General features: G+C 56.5%; 24 protein-coding genes. 7 read left to right on the top strand and 17 right to left on the bottom strand.

The window, feature by feature from the left end; all coding sequences use genetic code 11:
* Nucleotides 1-90 precede the first annotated feature (90 nt).
* Together ACUN8H_RS01905 and ACUN8H_RS01900 are read right to left on the bottom strand one after the other, a co-directional pair.
* The gene (locus tag ACUN8H_RS01905) at nt 91-282 is read right to left on the bottom strand and encodes a hypothetical protein (protein WP_295708567.1); all 192 of its coding nucleotides are present in this window, start codon (nt 280-282) and stop codon (nt 91-93) included.
* A 61-nt stretch (nt 283-343) separates the two neighbouring features.
* Nucleotides 344-1213 carry a D-hexose-6-phosphate mutarotase gene (locus ACUN8H_RS01900; protein ID WP_445530490.1) on the bottom strand — a complete coding sequence of 290 codons (870 nt, stop codon included), beginning with the start codon at nt 1211-1213 and terminating at the stop codon, nt 344-346.
* Between the two features lie 149 nt (nt 1214-1362).
* Between ACUN8H_RS01900 and ACUN8H_RS01895 the strand changes: the two genes are divergently transcribed.
* The 4 genes from ACUN8H_RS01895 to ACUN8H_RS01880 all read left to right on the top strand — a co-directional run bounded on the left by ACUN8H_RS01895 (nt 1363) and on the right by ACUN8H_RS01880 (nt 6191).
* Nucleotides 1363-1605, top strand: a complete 243-nt coding sequence (locus ACUN8H_RS01895) for a GlsB/YeaQ/YmgE family stress response membrane protein (protein ID WP_008958536.1) — start codon at nt 1363-1365, stop codon at nt 1603-1605.
* Between the two features lie 176 nt (nt 1606-1781).
* A complete protein-coding gene (locus ACUN8H_RS01890; protein WP_445530489.1) occupies nt 1782-4247 on the top strand; it encodes a DUF1266 domain-containing protein in 2466 nt (821 codons plus the stop codon).
* Nucleotides 4248-4445: 198 nt separating this feature from the next.
* Nucleotides 4446-4970: a C40 family peptidase gene (locus tag ACUN8H_RS01885; protein ID WP_445530488.1), complete on the top strand. Its 525-nt coding sequence runs from the start codon at nt 4446-4448 to the stop codon at nt 4968-4970.
* Nucleotides 4971-5000: 30 nt separating this feature from the next.
* Nucleotides 5001-6191: an MFS transporter gene (locus tag ACUN8H_RS01880; RefSeq protein WP_445530487.1), complete on the top strand. Its 1191-nt coding sequence runs from the start codon at nt 5001-5003 to the stop codon at nt 6189-6191.
* Nucleotides 6192-6207: 16 nt separating this feature from the next.
* Here the strand turns inward: ACUN8H_RS01880 and ACUN8H_RS01875 are convergent, their stop codons facing one another.
* Genes ACUN8H_RS01875 through ACUN8H_RS01855 form a run of 5 tightly spaced genes read right to left on the bottom strand, consistent with a single transcriptional unit; the run spans nt 6208 to nt 11031 of the window.
* Nucleotides 6208-6822 carry an ABC transporter ATP-binding protein gene (locus ACUN8H_RS01875; RefSeq protein WP_445530486.1) on the bottom strand — a complete coding sequence of 205 codons (615 nt, stop codon included), beginning with the start codon at nt 6820-6822 and terminating at the stop codon, nt 6208-6210.
* On the bottom strand, nt 6815-7639 hold the full coding sequence (locus ACUN8H_RS01870; RefSeq protein WP_445530485.1) for an ATP-binding cassette domain-containing protein: 825 nt from the start codon (nt 7637-7639) through the stop codon (nt 6815-6817). The genes ACUN8H_RS01875 and ACUN8H_RS01870 overlap by 8 nt, the downstream gene beginning before the upstream one ends.
* Nucleotides 7640-7673: 34 nt before the next feature.
* Nucleotides 7674-8474, bottom strand: coding sequence for an ABC transporter permease (locus tag ACUN8H_RS01865; protein WP_445530484.1), 801 nt, complete (start codon nt 8472-8474; stop codon nt 7674-7676).
* A complete protein-coding gene (locus tag ACUN8H_RS01860; RefSeq protein WP_445530483.1) occupies nt 8471-9451 on the bottom strand; it encodes an ABC transporter permease in 981 nt (326 codons plus the stop codon). Before ACUN8H_RS01860 ends, ACUN8H_RS01865 begins: the two co-directional genes overlap by 4 nt.
* The gene (locus ACUN8H_RS01855) at nt 9442-11031 is read right to left on the bottom strand and encodes an ABC transporter substrate-binding protein (RefSeq protein ID WP_445530482.1); all 1590 of its coding nucleotides are present in this window, start codon (nt 11029-11031) and stop codon (nt 9442-9444) included. Before ACUN8H_RS01855 ends, ACUN8H_RS01860 begins: the two co-directional genes overlap by 10 nt.
* 110 nt (nt 11032-11141) lie before the next feature.
* Between ACUN8H_RS01855 and nikR the strand changes: the two genes are divergently transcribed.
* Complete coding sequence (gene nikR / locus ACUN8H_RS01850) at nt 11142-11543, top strand: nickel-responsive transcriptional regulator NikR (protein ID WP_445530481.1); 402 nt, start codon at nt 11142-11144, stop codon at nt 11541-11543.
* 72 nt (nt 11544-11615) lie between these two features.
* Here nikR and ACUN8H_RS01845 read toward each other — a convergent pair whose 3' ends face one another.
* Complete coding sequence (locus ACUN8H_RS01845) at nt 11616-12098, bottom strand: FKBP-type peptidyl-prolyl cis-trans isomerase (RefSeq protein WP_113270395.1); 483 nt, start codon at nt 12096-12098, stop codon at nt 11616-11618.
* 176 nt (nt 12099-12274) lie between these two features.
* Here ACUN8H_RS01845 and ACUN8H_RS01840 point away from each other — a divergent pair, with 176 nt between their 5' ends.
* Complete coding sequence (locus ACUN8H_RS01840) at nt 12275-12556, top strand: hypothetical protein (RefSeq protein WP_445530480.1); 282 nt, start codon at nt 12275-12277, stop codon at nt 12554-12556.
* Nucleotides 12557-12653: 97 nt separating this feature from the next.
* On the opposite strand, the gene ACUN8H_RS01835 is transcribed toward ACUN8H_RS01840, so the two are convergent.
* The 9 genes from ACUN8H_RS01835 to ACUN8H_RS01795 form a co-directional block, all read right to left on the bottom strand.
* A complete protein-coding gene (locus ACUN8H_RS01835; protein WP_290696449.1) occupies nt 12654-13124 on the bottom strand; it encodes a glycine zipper 2TM domain-containing protein in 471 nt (156 codons plus the stop codon).
* Nucleotides 13125-13444: 320 nt separating this feature from the next.
* Nucleotides 13445-15043: an isocitrate lyase gene (locus tag ACUN8H_RS01830; RefSeq protein ID WP_445530479.1), complete on the bottom strand. Its 1599-nt coding sequence runs from the start codon at nt 15041-15043 to the stop codon at nt 13445-13447.
* 399 nt (nt 15044-15442) lie between these two features.
* Nucleotides 15443-15868 (bottom strand): GNAT family N-acetyltransferase, encoded by a 426-nt coding sequence (locus ACUN8H_RS01825; RefSeq protein ID WP_445530478.1) that lies wholly within the window; start codon nt 15866-15868, stop codon nt 15443-15445.
* Nucleotides 15868-17058 carry a JmjC domain-containing protein gene (locus tag ACUN8H_RS01820; protein ID WP_445530477.1) on the bottom strand — a complete coding sequence of 397 codons (1191 nt, stop codon included), beginning with the start codon at nt 17056-17058 and terminating at the stop codon, nt 15868-15870. The genes ACUN8H_RS01825 and ACUN8H_RS01820 overlap by 1 nt, the downstream gene beginning before the upstream one ends.
* A gap of 35 nt (nt 17059-17093) precedes the next feature.
* The gene (gene purB / locus ACUN8H_RS01815) at nt 17094-18479 is read right to left on the bottom strand and encodes an adenylosuccinate lyase (RefSeq protein WP_445530476.1); all 1386 of its coding nucleotides are present in this window, start codon (nt 18477-18479) and stop codon (nt 17094-17096) included.
* Between the two features lie 95 nt (nt 18480-18574).
* A complete protein-coding gene (gene hflD, locus ACUN8H_RS01810) occupies nt 18575-19216 on the bottom strand; it encodes a high frequency lysogenization protein HflD (protein WP_445530475.1) in 642 nt (213 codons plus the stop codon).
* Nucleotides 19213-20343: a tRNA 2-thiouridine(34) synthase MnmA gene (gene mnmA / locus ACUN8H_RS01805; protein ID WP_445530474.1), complete on the bottom strand. Its 1131-nt coding sequence runs from the start codon at nt 20341-20343 to the stop codon at nt 19213-19215. The genes hflD and mnmA overlap by 4 nt, the downstream gene beginning before the upstream one ends.
* 73 nt (nt 20344-20416) lie before the next feature.
* Complete coding sequence (locus ACUN8H_RS01800) at nt 20417-20857, bottom strand: NUDIX domain-containing protein (protein ID WP_445530473.1); 441 nt, start codon at nt 20855-20857, stop codon at nt 20417-20419.
* Nucleotides 20854-21465 (bottom strand): pseudouridine synthase, encoded by a 612-nt coding sequence (locus ACUN8H_RS01795; protein WP_445530472.1) that lies wholly within the window; start codon nt 21463-21465, stop codon nt 20854-20856. Before ACUN8H_RS01795 ends, ACUN8H_RS01800 begins: the two co-directional genes overlap by 4 nt.
* A 213-nt stretch (nt 21466-21678) precedes the next feature.
* Here ACUN8H_RS01795 and ACUN8H_RS01790 point away from each other — a divergent pair, with 213 nt between their 5' ends.
* Nucleotides 21679-23913 carry an NADP-dependent isocitrate dehydrogenase gene (locus ACUN8H_RS01790; protein ID WP_445530471.1) on the top strand — a complete coding sequence of 745 codons (2235 nt, stop codon included), beginning with the start codon at nt 21679-21681 and terminating at the stop codon, nt 23911-23913.
* Nucleotides 23914-24062 lie beyond the last annotated feature (149 nt).

The following is a 24062-nucleotide window of genomic DNA, read 5'->3' as shown; positions in this document are numbered from 1 at the left end:
TCTATGGCTCTTAGCAAATTAACGCGGCCCCCGCTCTCTGCAAAACCGGCTCTCTTCAAAATAAGCAGTGCTGCCTGCCTCTCACTGGTCTCACTGGCGAAACACTAATAGTAGCTGTGAAAGCATCGGTAGAGTGGCAATCAAAAAACCAACACCGGCCAGCGTGTAGCCCGGCCAGCGGCGTGTCATTTTTTGTGCCAGGGTAAGACCGACTAAACAGACCACCATACCGATTAAATTAAAGGCTAGCGTAGCGGCCTCTAGCCATTGCTGCGGATCCATCGGAACTCCCTAACTCAAAAGAGATTGAGCGTATAATAGCAAAATGTTGATGAACCGAAGGTTAACCGCGGCTGAGGGTAGTACCTAATAAGTGTTGCGCACCGGGTACCAGCCAAACCGGGTCTAAGCGCGTATTGGCGGCTTCAACGCAGACAAAGTGGCGTGCTGCTTCAGCAGGTGTGTCGCCAGGCAGGTCGTTGTTGGGGTGCCACACCACGGTGGAGTCACTGGACTGCTTGCCGATGCGGAGGATGCGCTCGCCATCGTTGAGCAGAACCGCCTCGTTGGTATGATAAATGCGGTCAACGGCACCGTTAATGGCCAGCGTGCCCTGCTGTTCACTTTCCGCAAAATCGCGCAATTTGTCGAGATAACGCGCGCCAGAGAGACCTTCCAGACGGCATTGATGAATATCGGCCACCGCCAGGTAGGTGTGCAGCGCGCCGCTGGTTTTAACGGGCGTCTCGCCGGTGTTTTCACTAATTAGCTCAACGTTTAGCCGTTGCGCGTTCGCTTGTACCACTAAACGTGCGGTGAGTTGCGTGTGCAGGCGTTGCTCGGGAGAGAGGTGCACTTCAATCCCTTCGGCATGCTCATCGACCGCGTCTAAGCGCCACCCAGCATGGCGCGCCAAGCCATGGAAGGGGCCATCTCGGTTAGGGCTTTCATCGGCATAGCGTTCATCGGCAAACCACGGCCAGCAGAGCGGGATGCCGCCGCGGATAGCGCCAGGCAGGGCTTGTGGTATGGGCGTCACCCAAAGCCAGTCGCTGTCATCGTGGGGGCGAAAATGCAGAACTTGGGCGCCTTGTAGGCTGATCACCAACTCACCCCAGGGCATGTTGAAAAGCACTACATCGCGGCCTTCCCAGTGGGCCGTTTGCTGACCCTGCGTGCTTTTAACCAATTGTTTGAGTGAGTTGGGGATCATGAATTTTCCTTTAAGAGTTGCCGAGCATCTTCGCCGATAGGCGCCGAACAGTAGCGCTGTGTGCTATGGTAGAACAAGCACGACAGCTAGGTAAAACGCCTGCTAACATACGTAGCTGACACCCCTAAATGAAATAGTAAGGAGACTATATGGGCTTTATTGCTTGGTTAATCATTGGTGGTTTGGCTGGGTGGATCGCTGGCAACATTATGCGTGGCGGCGGTTTCGGCATCCTGGGTAACATTGGTGTGGGTATCGTTGGTGCCGTGATTGGCGGTTTCCTGTTCAGCCTTCTTGGGCTCTCTTCGGGTGGTTTTATCGGTTCGCTGGTCACAGCCATTGTGGGTGCGGTCGTGCTCTTGTGGGTGATCAGTAAAGTTAAAAAAGCATAGCTTGTAAGCTATATCCCTGTTTGGCGACCGCCCGGCCTTGTGCCGGGCGGTGTCGTTTATACGGAGGCTATCGGTGTTCGCATCACTTTCCGTTACACTAGGCGGCTTTATTCCCTCTTTGCTGGTGGTGACCCTGTGTTAGTTAGTGGTGATACTGTGCTTTTTCGAGGTGTCTCTTGATCGACGCGTTAAATGCTTGGTGGGCTCAACAGCTCGTGCTGTGTGATTGGGCGTTTACTCCTCATCCGCTGGCGGTCGATGCAGGCGCGGCGGAACAGCGTTTGCTGCAGTTGGGGATCACCGACCGAGGAGAGTTAGCCGAGCATTTGTTTCACGGCTTGGGGGCGCCAGCAGGCCAGGCAGATCGTTTGCTGGGCGCGCTGGAGTGGGCCGCCTTGGCCGGGGCAGCAGGCTGGTTAGAGGCCGAACAAGCACGGGTATGGGCGCACCATCTTACCCGTCGTATTACCAGCGATTACAGTGATCTACGTGCTTGGCTGGCTGATCTTCGCCGTGCATTAGGGGTGCGTGGCTGGGAGATAGGCGCCGATGATCGGTTTATTGATGCCTGTCAGGCGCTGGCCGATCTCGAAACCGACGGCGAGGGCATCACCTGGGAAGCGCTCGAAAATGCCTTAACTAAACTCCCTGCACCGGCCCCGCTATGGCCACAACAGCCCCAAGCGCAGAGCTGGCGGCTATGTGCGTTGTTCCGACCGATCATTGTCTACCCAGCCAGTCACGCTGATTGGCCGGAAGCGGTTGAGTGGTTGGCGCAAGTATGGGAAATCCATGACCGGGACGCGCTGCTTGGGGTAATGCTTTGGCTAGGTGCTCAGGGTGAGCGGCAGCGGTGGGATATTGAGGCCCGTGAGCTATTGAGCATGGACAACGCCCAGCGTATGGAGTGGCAGCGTAGTGTCATGGACGAGTCGCCCTATGCCCCGGTGCTCAATAAATTTGTCAACCAGGGTGAGCCACTCGAGTGGGCTGCCTGGGACTGGCTACGGCTTGTCGAGCTTGCCTGGGCGGGCGCCTGCTGTGGTTGGCTCAGCCAGGAGGAAGCCGATGACCTGGCGGGCCACGCCGCCGATTTGATCAGCCGTCGCTACCATGACTGGTACGCCGTGCTCAACGCCTACGGGCGTGGGCAGAGCCTATTTGAGGGTATGGATCGTCGCGGGAAAACGCCCAGTGAACGGCAGCAGTTGCTGCTGCACAGCGTTCATAGTCCTTGGAAACAACCGCCCGTAGCGCTGTTGGATGAACCCACCAAGAAAGCGTCACAGGCGCGCATTCGTCAATGGCGCAATACGCCCCATCATTGGTTGTTGGCATTGGCTAGCGTGCGTGAGCCCGATGTAATGTTGCGCCAGATAGACCCTTCCGCCGCACTACCCGAAGCGCAGCGTGCGGATGCAGCACTCTATCTACAGGAGTCCTTGGGTTTACATGCCGATGAAGGGGCGTATGCGCTGGCACGCTATTGGCTACCCGCGCAGGCGCATCACCTTAACCAACTGGCGGCCGACGCAGTGCATGGCGTTTTGCCACCCTCGCAAAGCTGGTTTGGCCAGCCGACCCCGGAAGAGCTCAAGCAACGTAATGCGGTCAAGGGCGTTAGCCGTCATGCGGCGACGATTCACATGGCTGAAAAGTTTGCTTTTTATCTGCATATGTCACTCGACAGTGGCCTATTGGATCGTGCGCCATTAATGGAGTATGCCAGCGCACTGCGCAGTTGCCTGTGTCGGTTTTACCCCAATGCCAAGCGCTTGTTAGACGCATGGTTTGCCTGGGAGAGCTGCCTGCCTGAGCCTGAGCATGCCTCACTGATCAATGAAATTATTTGGCATATCGAAGACCCAGGCAGCCTGTTTCACTGGCTGGATTGGCGCCACGATGCATGGCGTGAGCCGGGTAGTCGCCCCACCTTGAGCCACTTTACCGCCATGTCGTTGGTGGGCCCGTTAAACAGTGCCGTTTGGAGTGAGCCGCAGCCTGAGAGTGCTCGTGAGTGCGCGGAGATCCGTGAGTGGGTAGAGAGCCACTATCACTTGAGCACTGCTGGGGATATGCAAGAGTTTTTAAACTACATGCTCGAATCGGGTGACCGCCAGGAGTACCAGATTAACTATGCGCCTTATACCCTCAATACGGAGCGTTTAAGCGCGGAGATCGCCATTCTTGAGTCTGGTGACTGTGCTGAAGACGAGCGCCACCATCTGCTGCGTTTACGCCGGGTGCGTGATAACGAAGATGGCTGCAATGAGGTGGATTTGGCAGCCTGGGACATTGCCCAGCTGGTCGATCTGGCGATTGCCGCCCGGCAGCTTGGTTGGCTGGATAGCTCGGCCTTTGCGAAAGTGCTGGACAGTGCCTATCAGCTAGCGGCGGATCATTATGCTGGGTGGCAGGAGTATGCCATGGGCATGTATGCAGGCTTCTCGTTTTTTATGGGCGAAACCCCCGAGCGCGAGAGCTTTTTGGCTGGTTTTCGTCAAGCGCTGGTGGCCTGGGTATGCGGCGCGCCGGTGCTGGCCGGGCCGTGGGTAAGCCTGGATTTTCCTGGCAATAAACCGCGCCATTTTGCACCGCTGCATATCGATACGTTGCCGGGTGATCAACGCACGTTACATTAGGCTCGCCAAACATAGGATAACTAGCTTATAGTCATGCGTGGAAAAATGAGTTTTGTCATACCGACCCTTATTCAATGTCACGAGGTTAATCGCATGGTTGCGTTGCCACGCCCCGCTGTGACTGCTGTCCGTGTTGTAAGTGTTTGTTTTATAGTTACCTTGATGGCTGGCTGCGCAGGCTCTTCTCGACAGAGCAATATGCAGGCTCCTGAGAACTACTTCTCTATGGCATTACCGGGAATGGGGGCAAATTCGCAAATGTCCTCGGCCGACCCCATCAATGCGCAATTGCGTAGTCTGCAAGTACCGCCACCAACGGTGGTGCGCGAGGCGCTGCTAGCCCAGCATCAGCGTTGGGCAGGAACGCCTTATCGGATTGGTGGCACGTCAGAAAGAGGGATTGACTGCTCGGCCCTGGTTCGCAACGTTTACCGTGATACGTTTAATTTAGAGTTGCCGCGTTCCACCAGTGGACAAATACACGAGGGACGCCCGATCGACCGCCAAGAGCTGCAGGCGGGCGATCTGGTGTTCTTCAGCCCACCAGGACGCTATAACCATGTGGGAATTTATGTGGGGAGTGGCTATTTCCTGCATGCCTCTACCTCCAAAGGAGTGATTATTTCCAGCCTAGATAATAGCTATTGGCGGCGCTACTACTGGCAGGCGCGTCGCGCGCTAGAGCCCACCCAGTTAGCCCAGCTAAGCAGTCGTGTTTTCTAACCGTCAGAATCCTCATTTTTTAGGAATGGCATGATCGAAGCCAAAACGCGCGCCTGGTGGCGCGCCACCTTGGCGCTTTGCCTTGGCTCTTTTCTTGTTTTTATCAATCTGTATGCACCGCAGCCGCTGCTGCCAGGGTTAAAGGAGACGTACGACGTCTCGACCTTGGGGGTCAGTCTGCTCATGTCGGTATCAACGCTCTCCCTCGCCATTGCCCTGCTGGTTTTCGGACCTCTTTCTGATGCCATTGGCCGCGAAGGCATTATGCGTATTACGCTACTGCTGGCAGGCGGGTGCTCCCTTGCCTTGGCCTTTGCGCCCACGTTTGAAAGCCTGTTACTGCTACGCCTTGTGCAGGGCTTTGTGCTGGGCGGCTTGCCCGCCGTGGCGATCGCCTGGATGGGGGATGAGTTCGATAAGCCGGCGCTGTTAAGCGCAGTGGGCCTCTATATTGGGGCCAATTCATTGGGCGGCATTAGTGGACGTATCGTAGGCGGCGCCGCGGCTGAAATAGGCGGCCCCACGGCAGCATTCTTGTCGGTAGGTTTCATAACGCTGATCGGTTGCGTGGTGTTCTGGCGACTACTCCCCAACAGCCGCGCGTTTACACCGCAGCGTTTTGAACTACGTAAAGCGGCGGGGAATTTGCTTGGCCACTTGCGCAGCCCGGTGCTGCTCGCTGCCTACTGTCTGGGTGGCATTAACTTTCTGATTTTTATCAACCAGTACAGCTATATCACTTTCCGCCTGGCGGATGCGCCCTATCAACTGGCCGCGAGTGGTTTGGGACTGATTTTCCTGACCTACCTGGGTGGCACCTTCGGCTCGATGATATCTGGGCGCTTGGCGGGGCGGTTTTCTCCCGCTGCGTGCATGATGGTGGGGGTCGTCATCTTGATGCTGGGCACGGCCATCACGCTGTTCGATTCACTCGTGCTGATTATTATCGGCTTGAGCGTCAATGCGTTTGGCTTTTTCCTAGCGCATTCGTTGGCTTCCAGCTGGGTAGGGCGCTATGCCCAGGGCGCTCGAGGCAGCGCTTCGGCGCTCTATCTGGTGTTTTACTATGTGGGTGCCAGCTTGGGCGGTTTCTGGCTGGAGCCGTTCTGGCAGTGGGCTGGCTGGCCAGGGGTGAGCATCGGCTCGTGGCTTTTGCTGACGATCACTTTGACGATTGCCTTCGGCCTGTGGCGCTTTGAGCGCCGCCAAGCGGTTGGCTAATCTTCACTGGCATTAACTACCATGGCTTCAGTTGAGCACCGCTCAAATGGAAGCGCTGTGGGCAGAGGCGTTTCAGTAATGCGCTATCGTGGCTAATCACCATTACACCTAGCTGACGGTTTTCCGCCTCCTGTTGCAAGGCCTGCCAGAGCTCCACCTGAGTGATCGGGTCAAGCATCGTCGAGATTTCATCGGCGATCAAAAAGCGTACCCCCGGTGCCAGCGCCCGCAACACGCATATCCGCTGTAACTCGCCACCTGATAACGATTGGGGGTAGCGAGACAGCCAGCGGGGGTGGATGCCGAACGCCTGACACTGCGCATCTGACGGTGTCCAGGCTTCCCGCAGTATACTGCCGACCCGCCAGCGAGGGTTAACCGATAGCTCCGGCGATTGCGGCAGCCACTGCACCGGCTGGAAACCGCTGCCAGGCAGCGCCATGCCCGCCAACGTGATCTCACCCGCTTGTGGCTTCAAGTAGCCCGCCAACAGCTTGCCCAGCGTTGATTTTCCCGCGCCGGAGTCGCCGCTTAATCCTACCCATTGGCCCGCACTTAACGTCAGAGAAATGTCTGACAGCAGCGGTACGCCGGATGAAAACTGAAAGCTGAGCTGGTGAGCTTCAAGCAATGACCGCCTCCTTATCGACTGGCCGCGCCGTGCTGACCGTGAAACCATTGTCGGGCAGCGCCCGCCACAGCGCCTGGGAATAGGCGCTGCTGAGCGAGGTGCCGGCTCCTTGAAAGGCGCAAGCGGGGGTGGTTTCGACCAGCTTGCCGTCGCGCATAATAGTGACCCGGTCGGCTATTGGCAGGGCGTGGCGCAGATCATGAGTAATCAGCACTACGGTCTTGCCCTGGTCGGCCAGTTCACGCAATGCCGCCAATACTCGCTGGCGCTGATGTGGGTCCAGGCCCACGGTGGGCTCGTCGGCAATCACCAGCTGTGCTTGGCTGACATGCGCCATGGCCGTCAACACGCGGCGCGCCATGCCGCCAGAAAGCTCATGGGCGTAGGCCTGCTGCGCACGGGCATCCAGCCGATAGTGGTCGAGGGCCTGCTGAGACGCCCGCCAAGCGTGCGCGGATGCGTAGCCTGCGCGCCGGGCTGCCCAGGCCACCTGGCGCTGGGTACGCACCAACGGATCCAGTGCATTGAGCGACTGAGGAATAAGCGCTAGCTCCCGACCACGCAGCTGCCGTTGGCGTGGTGCATCCAGTGGAGTGCCCTGATAGTAAAACTGCCCCTGCAGACGAGCCTGCGCTGGCAGGAGCCCCATCATCGCGTAAGCCAATAAGCTTTTACCCGCCCCTGAGGCGCCCACCAGGGCGTGCAAGTCGCCCGTGGCAAACGCCAGTGAAACATCATCCAAGCAGGTGGCCCATTCACGCTTCCACCAGGAAGCATACAAGGGTAGTTGTAGTGATAGCTGGTCAATCGTGAACACGGTATGCCTCCCATCAGTGGTTTGCTTAGCAGCGTTAAAGCGCGCGGCGCAGGTGGCTGGAAAGGCGTTCGAACATCAGCACCATGAGTAGCAACCCTAAGCCCGGAAATACCCCCAACCACCAGTAACCGCCGTTCAAGTAGCGCATCGCCTCGGCTAGCAGTACGCCAATGGCCGGTTGGCTGGGGCTCAAGCCGAAGCCCAGAAAGGTCAGAGCGGCTTCGTGCAAAATGGCGTGTGGAAACAGCAGTAGGGCACCCACCATGCAGTGGGGAATCAGGTGCGGAAGTAGATGGCCGTGGAGCACGAACCAGCGCGACTTACCGAGCGCTCGCGAAATGCGTACATAGGGGGCTTGCCGCAACTGCCAAAGTTCGGCGCGCAGCACCCGGGCAAGGCTTGGCCAGTGGGTCACCGCCACGGCAATGATCACTGCTTGGGTGCCGCCGCCCAGCGCAAAGGCAATCAGCATCAATAGAATCAGGTGTGGGACACTCAGCAGCGTATCAATCAGCAGGCTCACCAGCGCATCCAGCCGCGCCGAGAGCGTGGCTAGCGCCGCCAAGCTCAGCGCAATCAATGTGCTCATCAGCGCGGCCAGGCAGCCCACCCAAAAACTCAGTGCCAACCCGGTCAGAGTGCGCGCCCATAGTTCCCGGCCTAGGGCGTCGGTGCCTAGCCAGTGTTCAAGGCTCGGCGGGGCCAAGCGAGCGTCAAACTGCATCCGTTGTGCGGTATCGGTCAACAGCCACTGACTGGCGATAAGCCCCACGATAAACACAGCGGTGATGCTCAGGCTGAGCATTGCGCGCAGGCGCGGCTGGGCAGCGGTCATGAGCCACCTGATGGGAGGCGTGGATCGATAACGCCATACAGTATATCGGCCATGAGGTTGCCGATACTGACAAACAGGGCGGTAAACAGGGCAATCCCCAGCAGCAGCGGCATATCACTGCGCAGGCCCGCTGCCACGGTGGCTTGTCCCAAGCCTGGGTAGGCAAATACTTGCTCGACTAGAATAGAGCCGCCGAAAAGCTCCCCCAGTGATGCGAACGCTAGTGTTACCGCTGGTAAACTGGCGTGACGGAGGCCGTGCCGACATGCGACATCGAATCGGCTGGCACCTTGGGCGAAGGCGTGGATCGCAATGTCTGAGTGCATGAGAGCAAGCATTCGGGTACGGGTGTGCAGGGTAATATTGGCGATGCCTAGCACTGCCAGCGTGGCGACCGGCAGCACTAAGTGATGCAGGCGTGTGGTGAGGGTGACATCTTGATCCAACACGCCGGCCGGGCCAGCACAGCAGGTAGGTGCCCATCCCAGCGTGACCGAAAACAGCAGTACGGCGAGCATGGCCAGCCAAAAGGCAGGCGTGGAAGCGGTTAAATAAGCGTAGGTGCTGATCATCTTATCCAGCACCGAGCCTTCTTTCGCACCCGCCATAACGCCCAGTGCAAACCCCAACAGTGCCGAAACGAGCCACGCGCCTGCCAGCAGCACAATGGAGCGCTGAAAGCGCTGGCCGATGACCTCGCTAACAGGCTGGTTATATACATGACTCCAACCCAGGTCACCACTCGCTAATTGACGCAGCCAGTGGCCAAACTGTAGGGCGGGAGGCGCATCGAACCCCCAGCGTTCGACAATCAGCGCGCGCTGCTCGGGGCTGACCTGGGCCAACTGCGGGCCGAGATAGGCATCCACCGGATCAATGGGTGAGACCATCATGAGCCCGAACGACACCAGCGCTACGCATAGCATTACCAGCACCAGGCGGCCTAGGCGCTTAGCAATGCGCGAAATCAATCGCATGTCCAGCGCCACTCAAGCAGATTAGCGGTGATGGGCCAGCCATGACCATGGGGTGCTACGCCCAGCTTGCCCACATCCAGGCAAGTGTCGGCAAAATAGACATGTGCCAGATTGACGAGCCAGGCCCAGCTAGCATCTCCGCGCAAGCCGTAACCGGTGGTGCCATCCCACTGGGCGGCCTGCCAGTGGTGGTTGGCCTGTTCGCTACTAGGCGCCGCCTGGGCGGCATCCAAATGAGCATCTACTTTCGAGTTGGTGTAAAAGCCGCTGTTGTAGTAACCGTTACCGGCATTCTGGCTGTGGAATAGGTAGTAAACCTCTTGCGGGCTGTGGCTACCAAAGCCAAATAGAATAGCGTCTTGGTGCAAGGCATTTCGCTGGATGTCATCCCAGTGGCGGCCTGTTGGCTGCATGTCGATGCCCAGTGGGCGAACCATCTCGGCACTCACTTCGGCGAGCAGTTGCCGAGTGGTATCGCTTGACGGGTAAGTAAGCCGGAAACGGGCGGGCAGGCCTTTCTTATAGCGCAGGCCATCGTCCTGCAGTTCCCACCCAGCGGCATCGAGTATGTCATTCGCTTGGGCAAGATCAAGGGCATCTATTCGCTCGTCATCGCTACTCCAGGGAAGGCCGTCAGCCGGGCCAAAGGCAGGGCGACCAAAGCCGTGCAGAGCTACCTCGACAAGCGTATCGCGATCAACCGCCAAATTGATCGCCTGGCGAATGGCTGGGTCAGCGGTGACATCGTTGCCAATCGGGGCGCCGGAGGCCGCATGCTCGCCATTGTTAGGCTGAATGGGGAAAAGAATGCCGCGGTTATCGACGCTTTCTATGATGACTCGCTGCATCGACGTCGGCACATTGGCCGCCAATGCCGGTGGGATGGCGGCGATATCGACCTGGCCTGCATGGGCGGCATTGAGCGTGGTATCTTCGCCGATAAAAAGAAACACTAGGCGTTCAAAGACAGGCGCCAGACCGTAAAAGTAAGGGTTGCGCTCAACAATTAGCTGCTCCCCCTCCTGCCACTCGACCAGTTGATAGGGGCCAGACCCCAGGGGGTGGCGACCATAGCCGTCGTTATAGCCGTTTTCACGCTTGGCATGGGGCACGATGCCCAGGGTCAGTAGCTGATCGATAAAGGTGATGCGCGGGACATGAAGGTGAAGCGTGACGGTCTGCTCATCAACAGCTGTTGCCTCGGCAAGGGCGCTCAAGTCGGCGCGCCCGCCAGCTTTGGCTGCAGTATTGAAAGTGTAAGCCACATCTTCAGCGGTCAACGGGGTGCCGTCAGCAAAGCGGGCGTCGTCGCGCAAGGTCAACGTCCAGGTAAGGCGGTCTTCAGATAGCGTCCATTCGGTGGCGAGTTCTGGCTGTGGTGAAAAGTCCTTGCCCCGTGAGAGCAGCGTCGACTGAAACAGCGGATTACCGTACTGTCCCCAGCCCAGCAGCGGATCGAAGCCCTGTTCGGGTTCACCTCCAATGGCCAGAATTAACTGATCTTTTGCCTGTGCGGTGCTAATGGCGGCTAAACAACTTAGCGCTATACCCAGTAAGATAGGCCGAGTTGCTTTAGTCATCGCTTCATCCTTTGCGCTAGTCGCGGTTCTAGTATGATGTTTTTGCAATAACATCATACTAACGGGCCAAGCAGCCTATGGAAAGCGGGCCATTATTTGAGGAGGCGTGAATGCAGCGTGTAACGGTAACGCTCGATGAGGAGCTGTTGGCAGAAGTGGATGCGTTGATGCGCGCGCGTGGCTATCAGAACCGCTCAGAGGCGATTCGTGATTTAACCCGCAGTGGCTTGAAACAGGTGAATGAAGAGACCGCCCCGGAAGCACCCTGCATGGGTGTACTGGTGTATGTCTATGATCATGCCGCTCGCGAGCTATCCAAGCGCTTGACGCGTCACTCCCACGATCACCATGACCTCACGCTTTCTACCCTGCATGTGCATATCAATCATGACAGCTGCCTGGAAGTGGCGCTCTTGAAAGGCCAGGGGCAAGCCCTCAAGCAGTTTGCCGCCGAAGTGACCTCATCACGAAGTGTTCGCCATGGGCAACTGGTGCTGATACCGGATGAGTAGGGTATTCAGTGTGGTAAGGCACAAAAAAAGGTGACCCGAAGGTCACCTTTTCTTATTGGTAGCGGGAGCGTCTTAATGCTCAACGCCGCCTTCGCCGTGCACGTGGCCGTGCTCGACTTCTTCAGCACTGGCTTCACGTACTTCAGCGATCTCAACGTCAAAGTTGAGCTTTTGGCCGGCCAGCGGATGGTTGCCATCGACAACGACCGTGTCGCCTTCAACTTTCTTAACCGTTACCATTAGCGGGCCACCTTGAGTCTGGGCTTGGAACTGCATGCCCGGCTCAATGCTTTCAACGCCCTGAAACGCGTCGCGCGGTACTTCCTGCATTAGCTGCTCTTGCAGCTCGCCGTAACCTTCTTCAGGAGAGACGCTAACGTTCAGCTTTTCGCCTGCAGCATGACCTTCTAACTCTTTTTCAAGGCCTGGGATAATGTTACCAGCGCCATGGAGATAGGTAAGCGGCTCGCGGCCTTCAGAACTGTCTAGCACTTCACCTGCATCGTTAGTCAGGGTGTAGTGGAACGCGACAACCGAGTTTTGCGCAATTTGCATGGAATAACCTTTCGGTGAGTGCATGTCCCAACATGGTAACGCGTGTAGGCTGACTTGTCAGGGGGTAGCGGCGCTTTTTCCTGCCCACCACTTTCGGCGGTATTGCGCCCCGGTGTGACCAGGGATACCCTACGACCATCACTTTTTCCTTTGCCCTATCACTTTTGGAGCATGCAATGACGATCTTGATTATTTGGCTTGCCGCCTTTTGCCTGATTGCTTATTTTGTCAACGACCGTTGGAATAAGGGCGTTAGTCAGGGGTTAGATAAAGTATTGCCAAACTTTTTGAAAAGCCATGGTAGCAATCGCTACTTGTGGGTGCTGACGCTAGCAGTGCTTGGTGCAACGACGCTGGTTCAACCCGTAGAGATGCTGTTGGTGGTATTACTCTTGGGCCTCATCGGCTGGGCCATTATGGCGTTGGTTAGTTGGGCAAATAACAAGACTCACCACTAAGTAGCACGCAGAAAAAGAGAAGTAATGCCCATAAAAAGCCCGGCCATCAAATATGATGGCCGGGCTTTTTTACGTCATGTATGCCTAACGTCGTTGCTTAGTAGGGGGCAACACTCATGTTGGCACCGTTACCGATCAAGCGCACACGCTGACCAGCTTGGAACTGGCGGTCTGCCCGCTGAACCACGACTACGTCAGTACCGTCGTCGCGGCGAATTTCCATTTCCAGTGCATCTACGCGGTTAGTGGCGTCTTCAGCGGCCGTACCAGCGACTGCGCCGCCTAACGCACCAGCAACAGTTGCCAATTGGCGACCTGAGCCACCACCCACCTGGCTGCCCAGAAGGCCACCGATGATAGCGCCACCGCCGCTACCTAGAAGGCCTCCAGCGCGGCTGTCGGCTTGAATCTGTACCGGACGAATTGCCACGATAGTACCGTAAGCTACGCTTTGGCCGGTCTTTGCTTGGTTGCCGCGATAGACATCACCCGAATATCCCGAGGTGTTGGCACACCCAGCCAGCGTGAGAATACTTAAAGCTACAGCTGGTAGAAGAAGACGTTTCATTAATACCTCCAGAATGTCTATTGAAAGAGTGTCTATTGAATTAACTGTCGTCCGCACCGCCGTCGTTAAGCGGCAAAGTGAAGAACGATTATAGTTATAGAACGGTGTTCGTTAAAGATAGCTGATGTAAAACGTTTTGACCAGCAATCGTTGGAAAAGGTCAAAGCTGACAACAAAGTAGTCACGAAACATCATAGCGGCGATCATAGCGCAGAGTGTAACAGCGTATTGAGAAAACAGTGTGCAAATACCCCTGGCAAAACAAAACAGGAGGCCGTTAGGCCTCCTGTGCAAAGATCAGATAGTAACGTCAGTGGTTACTAACCAAATTGATTCATGGTGTTGTCTTTGCCTCCCGCTTTAAGGGCCGCATCGCCATGGAAGAACTCTTTATGGTCGTCGCCGATATTGGAGCCGGCCATATCCTGGTGGCGAACCGTTGCAATGCCTTGACGAATTTCCTGACGCTGTACTCCTTTCACGTAAGCCAGCATGCCTTCGTCGCCGAAGTAACCCTTTGCCAAGTTGTCGGTAGAAAGGGCGGCGGTGTGGTAGGTCGGTAGCGTGATCAAGTGGTGGAAAATGCCCGCATCACGCGAGGAGTCGCGCTGGAAGTTGCGCGTCCACTCGTCGGCCAACTGGCCAAGCTCGGTGTTGTCGTACTCGGCGCTCATCAACTGATCACGCTGGTAAGCAGACACGTCTTTACCCTCTTCCTGCCATGCATCGAACACCTGCTGGCGGAAGTTTAGCGTCCAGTTAAACGAAGGTGAGTTGTTGTAGACCAGTTTTGCGTCGGGTACAACATCGCGAATCCGGTTAACCATGCTGGCGATCTGGCCCACATGAGGCTTCTCGGTTTCGATCCACAGCAAGTCGGCACCGTTCTGGAGGCTGGTAATACAGTCTAGAATGACGCGATTTTCGCCGGTGCCTGCCTTGAACTGGTAAAGGCCAGAGGCGAGGCGCTTGGGTTTCACCAGCTTACCGTTCTGTTTGATGACCACATCGCCATTGTTGATGTCGGCGGCATTTTCGATCACGTCCCCATCCAGGAAGCTGTTGTACTGATCGCCCAGGTCGCCTGGCGCGTTAGTGACGGCAATTTTTTGCGTCAACCCAGCGCCGAGTGAGTCGGTACGTGCCACGATAACGCCCTCTTCAATGCCGAGTTCTAGGAAGGCGTAACGCACGGCGTTAATTTTGGCCAGGAAATCTTCATGGGGAACGGTGACTTTACCGTCTTGGTGGCCGCACTGTTTTTCATCCGACACCTGGTTTTCCAGCTGGATGCAGCAGGCGCCTGCTTGAATAAACTTCTTGGCTAGCAAGTAGGTGGCTTCTGCATTACCAAAGCCCGCGTCGATATCGGCGATGATCGGGACGATATGCGTCTCATGGTTGTCGATTTTAGCGACCAGTTCCTGCTCTTTTGTTTTGTCTCCAGCCTCTTTGGCTTCATCGAGGGCGCGGAACAGGTGGTTAAGCTCCCACGCATCGGCTTGTTTTAGGAAGGTGTAGAGCTCTTCGATTAGGTTCGCGACGGAGGTTTTTTCGTGCATTGACTGGTCGGGCAGTGGGCCGAACTCAGAGCGCAGCGCGGCCACCATCCAGCCGGAAAGGTAGAGGTAGCTACGTTTGGTGGTGCCGAAGTGCTTTTTGATCGAGATAAGCTTCTGTTGACCAATAAAGCCGTGCCAGCAGCCTAATGACTGGGTGTACTGTGCGGTATCGGCATCGTAAGCCGCCATGTCTTCACGCATGATTTTGGCGGTATAGCGCGCAATGTCCAAACCGGTATGGAAGCGGTTCTGGGCACGCATACGAGCGGCGTATTCCGGTTTGATGGCTTCCCATTTGCCGCCTTGTGCTTCGCGTAGCTGGGCCATGGCTTTGATATCGTCGAGCAGTCCTGTCATGAGCTTACCCTCTTTGGTCTTGAGTGTTCCGCAAACCAGCTTCTGCTTTGCTGCACCTGCGAATTTGTGTTTGGCATCAATTCATTGGGTGGCAATGTCTTTAGCCCAATCGTCTCTCAACCTATCGTTTTAGCGTTCTAAGACAGCAGGGCTAGAGACCTCCGCTACAGCGTCGTGGGTTTGATGAATGGACCAAATCGCCTTAACGCTGCAATGCAATAACTATCCACCAGGATGGCTCACTCAACAATTGACACTTCGGGGCACAGGGGGTTGTAACCCGACGACAACGGGGTAGAGGAAGGGAGGGTTTGTGTAGTCGTTTTTCGTCAAGATAGCGGCAAGAGCGCATAAAAAAGCACTGCCGAGGCAGTGCTAAAGATCAATCAAGCAGGCTTGTTAATCGAGCGGCAGCGCCATTTCTCGATGGGGGATGCCCGCGTCCATAAACTCATCGCCGTGGGCGATAAAGCCTAAACGTTCATAAAATGCCAATGCGTGTACCTGAGCACTGAGAACCACTTGGGGGTGCCCCGCCTGACGTGCCGCCTCGATCGCCGTCTGCATTAACACCACGCCAATACCGGTGCCACGGGCGTTAGCCAGCACCGCGACACGACCAATGTGGGCATCGGGCAGCAGGCGTGCGGTGCCCACTGGTTGCCCGTCAAGCATAGCGAGAAAGTGCAAGCACTCAGTATCCAGTCCGTCCCACTCCTCATCCTGTGGCACGTTCTGCTCGTCGATAAACACCTTGCGGCGGATCTCGCTAGCCGCCGGGCCCAGCGTTTCCCAATCGCCACTACTAATCTGAGTAATCGCCATTAATACGCCTCGTCGTCCTCACCATCATCGCCCATAAAGCCCAAGCTACCGGTGTTAACCAACTGGGTAATAAGTGCAGCGGCACCGTCAATCTCAAGATCTTCGGCGTAAAGGGGCTTGGTATCGGCCAAGCGTTTGGCTAATTCGGTTGAACAGACATGGCCATCGCCATCCACAAACAGTGTGGTGGTGCCCGCATCCCGGCGCCACGCAAAGCGTGAGCCAGGCATGTGGTAAAGCGGCTCGCCCTCTTGTAGTTGAGCAACAAGCGCGGCTTCGGTCAGCGGCGTTTCTAGCGGAACCACTTGGTCGACATACTTGGGCTGCGTCATCACCCGACCAAACCACTGGGCAATCTGAGTCGGGTTATCCAGCGTCGACATAATCAACTGGCGCATACGCTCAACGGCGGCATCATCCAGTTCACCGGCCTGCTCGGCAGGTGTCATACCCGCATCGCTATAACGCTGTGAGGCAGGAAGCTGCTCACCCAAATAGTCCGCATAGGACGTGATCGCCTCATCGGCGGAGGGCGCGCGGAAGCCCACCGAGATGGTCATGCAGTCATCGCTTTGGCTCACGCCGTGATGCGCCCAGCCGGGGGGGAGATAAAGCATATCGCCGGGCTCTAGTACCCAATCGGAATCCGGCTCTACGGTGAATTCTTTCAGAATACGCAGATCGATACCGGAAATAATGGGCGCATCTTCGGTTAGCTTGCCGCCCAATTGCCAACGGCGATGACCGCTTGCTTGGAGTAAAAACACATCGTATTGATCAATATGCGCGCCTACATTGCCGCCAGGAGGCGCGTAGCTGATCATAACGTCGTCTAACCGCCAGCGCGGTAGGAAGTCGAACTCGTCCATTAGCGCAGCGACCGCCGGCACATAATGGTCAACGGCCTGGACGAGAAGGCTCCAGTTGGTTTCCGGCAAGCGTTCAAAAGTGGCTTCATCGAAGGGGCCATGAGAAACCTGCCAGGGTCCCTCGGGGCCTTCTTCTTCTACCAGGCGTGCCTCTACACCAGGCTCGCAGGCGAGTCCCGCCAGCTCATCCGCCTCGATGGGGCTAATGAAATCTGGCATCGCGCCACGAATCAGTAGCGGCTTTTGCTGCCAATAATTGGCCAGAAAGTCTGCGGCGGTAAGATCGCCCAGCAGGGTTAGCGGCTTATCATGATGGTTCATGGCGTATCCTGGTGTCGTGGTCACAGCAATTGAAATTATAGAGCGTCTAGCTGTTGTGTGAGCGCTTCGGCTTGCGCCTGGGCATTCCCAATATAGTTGGCGGGCGAGAGTGCTTTCAGTTCCGTTTTAACATCGCTGGGTAGCTCAAGGGTATCGATAAACGCTGCAAAGCCTGCCTGGTCAATCCGCTTGCCACGAGTCAACTGCTTGAGTTTTTCATAGGGTTTTTCAATGCCGTAGCGACGCATTACCGTTTGAATCGGCTCGGCAAGCACTTCCCAGCTGTTATCCAGGTCAGCGTCTAAACGTTCAGGGTTGGCTTCGAGCTTGCTGATGCCTTTCAAGCTGGCGTGGTAGGCAATCAGACCGTATGCCAAGCCGACACCTAAATTACGCAACACGGTGGAGTCGGTCAGGTCACGCTGCCAGCGGGAGATTGGCAGCTTTTGCGCCAAGTGGCTAAGCACGGCATTTGCCAAGCCCAGGTTGCCTTCGGAATTTTCAAAATCAATCGGATTGACTTTATGCGGCATTGTGGAGGAGCCAATCTCGCCTTCAACCGTGCGCTGCTTAAAGTAGCCCAGTGAGATGTAACCCCATACGTCGCGATCAAAATCGATCAGGATCGTATTGAAGCGGCAAATGGCATCGAACAGTTCGGCGATATAATCATGGGGCTCGATCTGAGTCGTGTAAGGATTGAACGTAAGCCCTAAGCCTTCCACGAAAGTGCGCGCATTGGCTTCCCAGTCGATCTCTGGGTAGGTGGCCAGGTGGGCATTATAGTTACCCACGGCGCCATTGATTTTGCCGAGCACTTCCACCGATTCAATCTGCTTGAGCTGGCGCTTAAGACGGTAAGCGACGTTGGCCATTTCCTTGCCCAAGGTGGAAGGGGTAGCCGTTTGACCGTGGGTGCGCGACAGCATCGGCTGGGCGGCATGGGCAATCGCCAGCTTGGCAATTTCGTCAGCCACTTCGTGCATGGTGGGCAGCATGGCATTAAGGCCGTCGCTGAGCATCACGCCGTAGGAGAGGTTGTTGATATCTTCGCTGGTGCAGGCAAAGTGAATGAACTCGGTGACCGCATGCAGTTCGGCCTGGTCGGCGATCTTCTCTTTTAAGAAATACTCGACCGCTTTTACATCGTGATTGGTAGTGCGCTCGATCTCTTTGATCCGCTCGGCATCGGTGACCGAGAACTCACGGATCAACCGCTCGAGAAACGCCGTGGCTTCCGCAGAGAGGGGAGGCACTTCGGTAATTTGGGTGTGCTCGGCCAAACGCTGCAGCCAGCGAACTTCCACAATCACACGGGCGCGAATCAGGCCGAATTCACTGAAGTGTTCGCGCAGCGCGGCGGCTTTTGAGGCGTAGCGGCCGTCAACGGGGGAGAGGGCGGTCAAAGCAGAGAGTTGCATGGCATCGTTTCCAGGAAGTTCGAAAGAAAATTAGTCGAGAGCACGTTACTTGAGAAGAGTTCAGACAAGCGCCGAGTAGCCGATTCACTTGTCGGCTAGTTGAGGCTATCCAGTGACCGGCGTAGCGCTTTGCGCTGGAAGACTAGCTTCCAGCGGCGTCCTCCTTGCTGGTGCCACAATAAACCAAAGCGAATCCCGGCCATTAAGCAGGCGCGAACACGCTCGGGCATCATGCGACTCTGCAGCAGTGATGGATCACCCTGCACCACAATGCGGGTTTTAAAAGTGGAGATCGTCTCTTGGTACGCTTCTCCTAGGCTGGCCACCACGTTTTCATGGGTAGTGCCGAAGTGCTCGGCCTGCCCCTGAATACGGGTTAGCTTCTGGCCCAGTGAGTCCATCATGTCGTTATTGGTACGCAGCTTGTTCATCAGCATCAGTAGCGAAAAGCCATAGCGCAGCACCACCGGGTTTGCCTGCTTGCGACCCACCAGGGCTTCCAAGGTGTCCAGGCCGCGCCGCAAGTTATTGGGGTGCCCGCCATAAATCGCCTCGAAGCTTTCCGGGTTGGTATCCACGGTCGCCTCGATCAGCGTTTCCCAGGCGCGGGTGTCGACCTGGCCGGTGCGGGCCAGCTCATCGACCAAGCTGGCGGCTTGAAACACGCCAGCCAGGGCAAGTGCTTGGCGGGCCGCCGGAGAATCGGGGGCGCGATGAATCGGGGTGGTAGGATTCATGCAGCAGCCTCCGCGGCTTTCTTCCAGGTGGCGCGTATTACGCCGCCACCCAAGCAAATGTCGCCATCGTAAAGCACCAAAGATTGGCCGGGCGTGACCGCCCATTGCGGTTCATCGAACGTGACCTCAATGCCGCCGTCGGGCAGCGTGCGTATTTCGCAGCCGCAATCACTTTGCCGGTAACGCGTCTTGGCGGTAAAGCGGCCCTGCTGAACCGGCGGCTCGCCCGCTACCCAGTCCATCGCCTCGGTGGCTAAGGTGTCGGAGTAGAGGAGCTGGTCATGCTTGCCCTGTACCGCGATCAGCACGTTGCGATCGAGATCTTTCGCCGCCACGTACCAAGGCTCTTCCGAGTAGTTGGCAAGCCCGCCAATGCCTAGGCCCTGACGCTGGCCTAAGGTGTAGTACATCAGCCCCATATGATCGCCGATCACATCGCCATCCGGTGTTTCGATTTTACCGGGCTGGGCGGGCAGGTACTGCTGCAAGAAGTCACGAAAGCGTCGTTCGCCGATAAAGCAGATACCGGTGGAGTCTTTTTTCTTGGCGGTGATCAAGTCGTGCTGTTCTGCCAAGGCGCGCACGGCCGGCTTCTCCAGCTCGCCTACGGGGAAAAGAGTGCGTGCGATGGCGGCTTCCGGCACAGCGTGTAGGAAGTAGCTCTGGTCTTTATTCCCATCTAGCCCTTTAAGCAAGCGCGGGCTGCCTTCACGCATGCCTTGCCTTACATAATGACCGGTGGCAATTTTGTCGGCACCCAACATTTCGGCGTACTCAAGAAAGACCTTAAACTTGATTTCCCGGTTACACAGAATGTCTGGGTTAGGCGTACGGCCCGCTTTGTATTCGGCTAAAAAGTGCTCGAAAACATTATCCCAATACTCGGCGGCAAAATTCGCCGTATGCAGTTTAATGCCGAGCTTTTCGCAAACCGCCTCAGCGTCAGCGAGATCCTCTTTGGCCGTACAGTATTCGGTGCCGTCGTCTTCATCCCAGTTTTTCATGAACAGACCCTCGACCTCATAGCCTTGCTGCATGAGGAGAAGGGCAGAAACAGACGAGTCAACGCCGCCGGACATACCGACAATCACTTTGCCGTTAGCGGTTGGCGCAGTAGTGGATGGCATAAGCATCCTCAGTAGATGTAGTGTGCAATTGGGGAGGGATTATACACGATGGGGGGTAATGGCTTCGAGTGCTTCACTCGCGAATCACTTCAAGCGGATAGTAGGGCCCGCTGAGCGCATCTTCGATACGTTTTATCACCAGTGGGCTACGCAGGCGTGACTGTCGATCCAGTTCACGCAGCTGCTCGAGGGTCAGCCAGTGCGTGGCGACGATATCGGGGTCTAACGCAAGGTCGAACGGGCGCAGAGGCTCGGCGATAAAAGCGTGGCTATGGAAAGTCTGCCCATCGTCGGTATGGAAAACATAAAGCCCAAGATAGTGGGTTAGCGACACGCGCCAAGCGGTCTCTTCCTGCACCTCACGCAGAATCGCGGCCATGGGCCCCTCGCCGGGTTCGATATGGCCGGCGGGTTGATTGAACACGCTATGCGGCCCGCCGCGCTGCTCTTCCACCATCAGGTAGTGCTCACCCCGCTGTATCACGCAGGCCGCCGTGCTGTGAATAAGGTTCATGAGGGCTTCCTGCGTTTCGTGGCGGGGCGCCCGCGCTGTGGGGAGGATGTATTGGCCGGCCGGGGGGTGTGCAGGGTCTCCTTACGCCATTCGCCCGGAGCTAATCCTTCCAGTGTCCAGGGGCCAACAGCGGCGCGAATCAAACGCAGCGTGGGAAACCCCACATGCGCCGTCATGCGGCGAACCTGGCGATTGCGACCTTCGCTGATGGTTAACGCTAGCCAGCTAGTCGACGGGTGGCGCTTGGGGTCGATAGGGGATTGGCGCAAAGCGGTGATGGGTGGCTCTATGCGACGCGCCTTGGCTGGCTGCGTCGGGCCATCTTTCAAAGTAATGCCCTTGCGTAGCGCCTTTAATGCCGCATCATCGATTTGCCCTTCGACCTGAGCCCAGTAGGTTTTGGGCTGTTTATGGCGTGGGTGAGAAATGCGGTGAATCAACTCGCCGTCGTCGCTGAGCAGTAGTAGGCCTTCAGAGTCATAATCAAGCCGCCCGGCAGGATAAATATTTTTGACATCAATGTATTGAGCCAAGGTCTGGCGGCCTTCTCGGTCGCTGAACTGGCTTAATACTTGAAAAGGTTTATGCAATAAATAGAGGTTGCTCATGACATCTCGATACTCTTTTTACTTCCTTTGCACACTCGGGACGGAACATGTCGACAATGCGCGCGGCGGGCAGCGCTGGTATACTCCGGCCTAGCTGCTGGGGCGCGCTGGGGGCGTCATCGTGACAAACAGGCTAGAGACCCGGCCATTAGTGAATTCGCGCTCCGCCTAAGATTTCTTGCAATCGTAGTGACAAGAGAGGTTAACGCAAAAATGACCAAAACGCCGAAGATCATCTATACGCTCACCGACGAAGCCCCCGCGCTCGCGACGTACTCCCTGTTGCCGATTATCGATGCCTTCACCGATTCTGCAGGTATTCAGGTAGAGACGCGCGATATTTCGCTGGCCGCTCGGATTATCTCTCAGTTTCCTGATTACCTGAGCGAAGAGCAACAGATCGGCGATCACCTGGCCGAGCTTGGCGAACTGACCAAGACCCCAGAAGCTAATATCATCAAGTTGCCCAATATCAGTGCTTCGCTACCGCAGTTGAAGGCGGTGATTAAAGAGCTGCAGCAGCAGAGCTACAAGCTCCCTGATTACCCGGAAGCCCCCCAGTCTGACGAAGAGAAAGACATCCAGGCGCGCTACGACAAAACCAAAGGCAGTGCCGTCAACCCGGTATTGCGTGAAGGTAACTCTGACCGCCGCGCACCGCTGTCCGTCAAAAATTACGCGCGTAAATACCCGCACCGCATGGGCGAGTGGAGCAGCGACTCCCAGTCCCACGTGGCGCACATGAGTGAAGGCGATTTTTACGGCAGCGAGAAGTCGGCGCTGATCGAAAAAGCCACTGATCTCAAAATTGAACTGATCGCTAACGACGGCAACACTAAAGTGCTCAAGCCGAAAACGTCGGTTCTCGAAAACGAAGTCGTTGATGGTGCGGTGATGAGCCGTAATGCGCTACGCCGTTTCGTGGCGGAAGAAGTAGCCGACGCCAAAGCCAAAGACGTGCTGTTCTCGCTACATCTTAAAGCGACCATGATGAAGGTCTCTGACCCGATCATGTTCGGCATGGTGGTTAGCGAATTTTATCAGGACGTGCTGAGCAAGCACGCCGATGAACTCAAGCAGGCGGGCTTTGATCCCAATAATGGTATTGGCGATCTCTACTCGGCGATTAAGTCGCTGCCTGAACAGCGTCAAAGCGAGATTGAAAGAGAAATCCAGGCGCTGTATGCCGAGCGCCCGCGTCTGGCGATGGTGAACTCGCATAAAGGCATCACCAACCTGCACGTGCCCAGCGACGTGATCATTGATGCTTCCATGCCGGCCATGATTCGTGACTCCGGCAAGATGTGGGGTGCCGATGACCAGCTGCACGATGTCAAAGCGGTGATTCCGGATCGTTGTTACGCGGGTATTTACCAAACCGTGATCGAAGACTGCAAGCAGCACGGCGCCTTTGATCCGACCACCATGGGCAGCGTACCTAACGTTGGCTTAATGGCGCAGAAAGCCGAAGAGTACGGCTCTCACGACAAGACGTTCCAGATTCCTAGCGACGGCACCGTGCGCGTCACCGATACCGACGGCAATGTCGTGCTTGAGCACCGCGTTGAGCAGGGCGACATCTGGCGTATGTGCCAGACCAAAGATGCGCCGATTCGCGACTGGGTGAAGCTGGCGGTGAACCGTGCCCGCGAAAGCAGCACTCCCGCTATCTTCTGGCTGGACGCCCAGCGCGCCCACGATGCCCAGTTGATCAAGAAAGTAGAAAGCTACCTGAAAGAGCACGATACCACTGGCCTGGATATTCGTATTATGGCGCCAGAAGAGGCGATGCGCTTCTCGCTTGAGCGGATTCGCAAAGGTGAAGACACCATCTCCGTCACCGGTAACGTACTGCGTGATTACCTGACCGACCTGTTCCCGATCATGGAGCTGGGTACCAGCGCCAAAATGCTGTCGATCGTACCGTTAATGAACGGCGGTGGTCTGTTCGAGACCGGCGCGGGTGGCTCTGCACCCAAGCACGTTCAACAGCTGTTGGAAGAGAACCACCTGCGTTGGGATTCGCTGGGGGAGTTCCTGGCCTTGGCCGCCTCGCTTGAGCACCTGGGCAGCACCTTCGATAATGCCCGTGCGAAAATGTTAGCCAAAGCGCTCGACCAGGCTAACGGTAAGTTCCTGGACAGCAACAAGTCGCCTTCGCGCAAAGTGGGTGAGCTCGACAATCGCGGTAGTCACTTCTATTTAGCGCTATACTGGGCAGAAGCGTTAGCTGAACAGAATGACGATACCGAGATGAAAGAGCTGTTCGGTCGCTTAACCGAAGCACTGACGGCCAAAGAAGCGACGATTGTCGATGAGCTCAATAGTGTGCAGGGTCAGCCTACCGATATTGGTGGCTACTACCATCCTGACCACGCGCTGACAGACAAAGTGATGCGTCCCAGCCAAACCCTCAATGAGACGTTGACCATCGTCGCCAAGGGCTAATCGCTCCGTCTTCGATTAAGCCTAACCCCCGTCCGCTTGGCGTACGGGGGTTTTGCATTGCCTTCGCTAATGCATCCTGTGATATTTTAATTTTTCCATGAACCCTTGCTGATCGTTAGCGTCTTATGTACTAGTGAATTCGCCATTGC

This window comes from Vreelandella sp. V005, from assembly GCF_052645115.1.
This window is presented reverse-complemented; position numbering and strand designations above follow the sequence as displayed.

What these genes read in the sequence shown, in the direction of transcription:
- ACUN8H_RS01905 (WP_295708567.1), bottom strand. Translation starts at nt 282, where the DNA reads ATGGATCCGCAGCAATGGCTAGAGGCCGCTACGCTAGCCTTTAATTTA.
- ACUN8H_RS01900 (WP_445530490.1), bottom strand. Translation starts at nt 1,213, where the DNA reads ATGATCCCCAACTCACTCAAACAATTGGTTAAAAGCACGCAGGGTCAG.
- ACUN8H_RS01895 (WP_008958536.1), top strand. Translation starts at nt 1,363, where the DNA reads ATGGGCTTTATTGCTTGGTTAATCATTGGTGGTTTGGCTGGGTGGATC.
- ACUN8H_RS01885 (WP_445530488.1), top strand. Translation starts at nt 4,446, where the DNA reads ATGCAGGCTCCTGAGAACTACTTCTCTATGGCATTACCGGGAATGGGG.
- ACUN8H_RS01880 (WP_445530487.1), top strand. Translation starts at nt 5,001, where the DNA reads ATGATCGAAGCCAAAACGCGCGCCTGGTGGCGCGCCACCTTGGCGCTT.
- ACUN8H_RS01865 (WP_445530484.1), bottom strand. Translation starts at nt 8,474, where the DNA reads ATGACCGCTGCCCAGCCGCGCCTGCGCGCAATGCTCAGCCTGAGCATC.
- ACUN8H_RS01860 (WP_445530483.1), bottom strand. Translation starts at nt 9,451, where the DNA reads ATGCGATTGATTTCGCGCATTGCTAAGCGCCTAGGCCGCCTGGTGCTG.
- ACUN8H_RS01855 (WP_445530482.1), bottom strand. Translation starts at nt 11,031, where the DNA reads ATGACTAAAGCAACTCGGCCTATCTTACTGGGTATAGCGCTAAGTTGT.
- nikR (WP_445530481.1), top strand. Translation starts at nt 11,142, where the DNA reads ATGCAGCGTGTAACGGTAACGCTCGATGAGGAGCTGTTGGCAGAAGTG.
- ACUN8H_RS01845 (WP_113270395.1), bottom strand. Translation starts at nt 12,098, where the DNA reads ATGCAAATTGCGCAAAACTCGGTTGTCGCGTTCCACTACACCCTGACT.
- ACUN8H_RS01840 (WP_445530480.1), top strand. Translation starts at nt 12,275, where the DNA reads ATGACGATCTTGATTATTTGGCTTGCCGCCTTTTGCCTGATTGCTTAT.
- ACUN8H_RS01835 (WP_290696449.1), bottom strand. Translation starts at nt 13,124, where the DNA reads ATGAAACGTCTTCTTCTACCAGCTGTAGCTTTAAGTATTCTCACGCTG.
- ACUN8H_RS01830 (WP_445530479.1), bottom strand. Translation starts at nt 15,043, where the DNA reads ATGACAGGACTGCTCGACGATATCAAAGCCATGGCCCAGCTACGCGAA.
- ACUN8H_RS01825 (WP_445530478.1), bottom strand. Translation starts at nt 15,868, where the DNA reads ATGGCGATTACTCAGATTAGTAGTGGCGATTGGGAAACGCTGGGCCCG.
- ACUN8H_RS01820 (WP_445530477.1), bottom strand. Translation starts at nt 17,058, where the DNA reads ATGAACCATCATGATAAGCCGCTAACCCTGCTGGGCGATCTTACCGCC.
- purB (WP_445530476.1), bottom strand. Translation starts at nt 18,479, where the DNA reads ATGCAACTCTCTGCTTTGACCGCCCTCTCCCCCGTTGACGGCCGCTAC.
- hflD (WP_445530475.1), bottom strand. Translation starts at nt 19,216, where the DNA reads ATGAATCCTACCACCCCGATTCATCGCGCCCCCGATTCTCCGGCGGCC.
- mnmA (WP_445530474.1), bottom strand. Translation starts at nt 20,343, where the DNA reads ATGCCATCCACTACTGCGCCAACCGCTAACGGCAAAGTGATTGTCGGT.
- ACUN8H_RS01800 (WP_445530473.1), bottom strand. Translation starts at nt 20,857, where the DNA reads ATGAACCTTATTCACAGCACGGCGGCCTGCGTGATACAGCGGGGTGAG.
- ACUN8H_RS01795 (WP_445530472.1), bottom strand. Translation starts at nt 21,465, where the DNA reads ATGAGCAACCTCTATTTATTGCATAAACCTTTTCAAGTATTAAGCCAG.
- ACUN8H_RS01790 (WP_445530471.1), top strand. Translation starts at nt 21,679, where the DNA reads ATGACCAAAACGCCGAAGATCATCTATACGCTCACCGACGAAGCCCCC.